Source organism: Haloferax sp. Atlit-6N, assembly GCF_003383195.1.
Lineage (GTDB): Archaea > Halobacteriota > Halobacteria > Halobacteriales > Haloferacaceae > Haloferax > Haloferax gibbonsii.
Genome location: NZ_QEQJ01000378.1, coordinates 1 through 443 on the forward strand (window position 1 = coordinate 1; position 443 = coordinate 443).

1 pseudogene is annotated in these 443 nt (G+C 63.4%); it reads right to left on the reverse strand.

From position 1 onward, the window contains the following. A pseudogene (locus DEQ92_RS22845) lies at window positions 1-443 on the reverse strand (extracellular solute-binding protein); the annotation flags it as partial.

Below are 443 nucleotides of genomic sequence, written 5' to 3' on the forward strand. Positions count from 1 at the left end.
TGAAGCCCCAGTCTTCGTCGTACGCGAAGTTCTCGGCGTTCCGGATCGCACCAGCCGCCCAGTTACCCTGATGGATGAAGGCGGCGTTGCCGTTGATGATGTTCTGGTTCGACGCGGTGAGGTTGAGCGACGCCACGTCGTCGGAGATGTAGTTTTCGAGCATCTCCGCAGTCGTCTCGAAGGCCGAGCGAACCGCGCTCTCGGAGCCCTCTCCGTTGAGGAAGTCCATGTACGGCTGGTAGCCGTTCACGGCGAGCATCACGGCGCCCCACAGCTGCGTCGTCGTCCACGTCCCGGACATCGCGTGGGTCATCGGAACCGCGTCGGTCTCGCTTTGGACCGTCTCGAACGCGTCGATGAGCGCCGAGGGACTGTTCAGCGAGTCGACGTCGCTGCCCGCCTCGTCGACGACCGAGACGTTGTAGAACAGGCAGTTCAGGCGG